Origin of the sequence: Heyndrickxia sporothermodurans (assembly GCF_003055045.1) — a bacterium.
In the GTDB taxonomy this organism is placed as follows: Bacteria; Bacillota; Bacilli; order Bacillales; family Bacillaceae_C; genus Heyndrickxia; species Heyndrickxia sporothermodurans.
In genome coordinates, this window is record NZ_NAZB01000044.1 from 1 (window position 1) to 2316 (window position 2316).

At 42.4% G+C, this 2316-nt stretch carries 2 protein-coding genes and 1 pseudogene; all 3 read left to right on the forward strand.

What is annotated here, in order from left to right; genetic code table 11:
- Window positions 1–125 precede the first annotated feature (125 nt).
- The 3 genes and pseudogenes from B5V89_RS15670 to B5V89_RS15680 all read left to right on the forward strand — a co-directional run bounded on the left by B5V89_RS15670 (window position 126) and on the right by B5V89_RS15680 (window position 2222).
- Complete coding sequence (locus tag B5V89_RS15670) at window positions 126–1295, forward strand: DUF2800 domain-containing protein (protein WP_108072867.1); 1170 nt, start codon at window positions 126–128, stop codon at window positions 1293–1295.
- Window positions 1296–1436, forward strand: a pseudogene (locus B5V89_RS15675) (hypothetical protein); the annotation flags it as partial.
- A gap of 24 nt (window positions 1437–1460) precedes the next feature.
- Window positions 1461–2222, forward strand: a complete 762-nt coding sequence (locus B5V89_RS15680) for a DUF2815 family protein (RefSeq protein ID WP_108072871.1) — start codon at window positions 1461–1463, stop codon at window positions 2220–2222.
- Window positions 2223–2316: the final 94 nt, after the last annotated feature.

Below are 2316 nucleotides of genomic sequence, written 5' to 3' on the forward strand. Positions count from 1 at the left end.
GATGCAGGTAAACGAGATCAATTGCTTCAACTTTTAGCTAGCTTTGGTGTACAAGCCTTAACTGCATTACCACAAGAACAATATGGAGCGTTTGCAACAAAATTACGTGAACTAGGAGCCAAGATATGAGCAAGGAAATTAAACATTCTGAACGATCACATGCGCTTCTTTCTGCGAGTGCATCCCATCGCTGGCTAACCTGTACGCCAAGTGTGAGACTTGAGGAACAGTTTCCCGAAACCACATCCCCATATGCGGAAGAAGGAACACTTGCTCATGAGATCGCGGAGCTGAAACTTAGAAAGCATTTTGTAGAGCCGATGAGCCAACGTACTTTTAATACTCGTTTAAACAAGATGAAAAAACACGAGTTGTATCAAGAAGAAATGCTTAAACATACAGACACCTACCTAGAATACTTACAAGGCATCACGATTGGTCTTTCTTCCATGCCATATGTAGCAGTGGAGAAAAAGTTAAATTACAGTGCATATGCGCCGGAGGGTTTTGGCACGGTTGACTGTCTGATCATCGGAGGGGATACCCTTTACATCACAGACTTTAAATATGGTAAAGGTGTGCCGGTTAGTGCTGAAAATAACCCACAAATGAAACTTTATGCGCTGGGTGCGTATCTCGAATACAGTTTTCTTTATCCGATTAAAACTGTTCATCTAGCAATCATACAACCTAGACTTGATAGTATTTCAGAGTTTACGCTCCCACTGGACGACCTTTTAGCTTGGGGAGAAGAAATCAAACCACTTGCCCAAAAAGCATTTAATGGGGAGGGTGAGTTCGTACCGGGTGAGCATTGCAAGTTTTGTAAGGCAAAAGTACAGTGTCGTGCACGTGCGGATCAGTACACGGCGCTAGAAGATTTTAAATCGATGAAACCGCCATTAATCAGTAATGAAGAAGTGGGGGAGATATTAGAAAAGGCTGCACACCTTGAGTCATGGGTGAAAGCCTTGAAAGAATATGCTCTTTCTGAATGTTTGAAAGGAAACGAGATTCCTAATTGGAAAGCTGTTGAAGGTCGTACTACACGAAATTATGTGGACTTAGATAAAGCATTTGAACATCTTAAGAATAATGGTATTGATGAGGCTATCCTTTATGATCGTGTACCTTTAACCGTTGCGAAAATCGAGAAAGAACTTGGCAAAAAAGAGTTTAAGAGTTTGCTAGAAGAACCCGGCTTAATTGTAAAGTCAGCAGGGAAACCAACTCTTGCACCTACTAGCGACAAACGAAAATCGGTTAGTCCGGATGCCGCAGCTGATTTTAAATGAATGTACGGCATTTACAGCACCGTTTCAAGAAAATTCGTTTTCGGAATTGAAGAACCCAGTAAGACGAGGGCATGGAAAGCCTTATTCAATAAAATCGGAGACGATGCAAGAAAATGGCGTTTTGAAGAAAGGAAAATTAAACATCCAAAAAGGAGAAATGTAAACATGTCAAATACACGCGTAGTAACTGGAGAAGTACGTTTATCATATGTAAATCTTTTAAAACCAAGAGCAAGCCAACACGGAGGGGAGGAAAAATACAGCGTAACCATTCTTCTTCCTAAATCTGATACTCAAACCAAACAAATGATAGATGCAGCCATTGAAGCAGCTAAACAAATTGGCAAAGAGAAAAAATGGAACGGTGCTATCCCTCCAATGTTGTCTATTCCAATTCACGACGGTGATGGGGTGAAACCATCTGATGGCTTACCGTTTGGCCCAGAATGCAAAGGGCATTGGGTATTCAGTGCATCATCTAAGGTAGATCAACCGCCAAAGATTGTTGATGCCAACCTTAATCCGATTATTGATCCAACAGAAATCTACTCCGGAATGTATGGAAGAATTGCAGTAAATTTCGCTCCTTATGCCGCACAAGGCAAAAAAGGTATCGGATGTTATTTAAGCACAAACGTGCAAAAAACGCGTGATGGTGAGCCGTTGGGTGCAAGTGCTCCAGCTGCAGCTGATGACTTTGGTTCGTTAGCAGGGACAACACCGCCTGCACCTAATTATGGTCAACAACCGTACCAACAACCAACGCCAAACTATGGACAGGCTCCACAGCAGCCTAATCCGTATCAACCGGCACAGCCACAATATCAACAACCAGCGCCTAATTATGGTCAGCCAGCACCACAACCGGTACAATACGATCCAATCACAGGTCAACCGATTAACAACGGTGGCGTGTATGGGATATGATTCGCACTCTGAATATCGATATTGAAACGTATTCATCTGTAGACATCAAGAAGGCGGGACTGTACAAATACGTACAGTCTCCCGACTTTGAAAT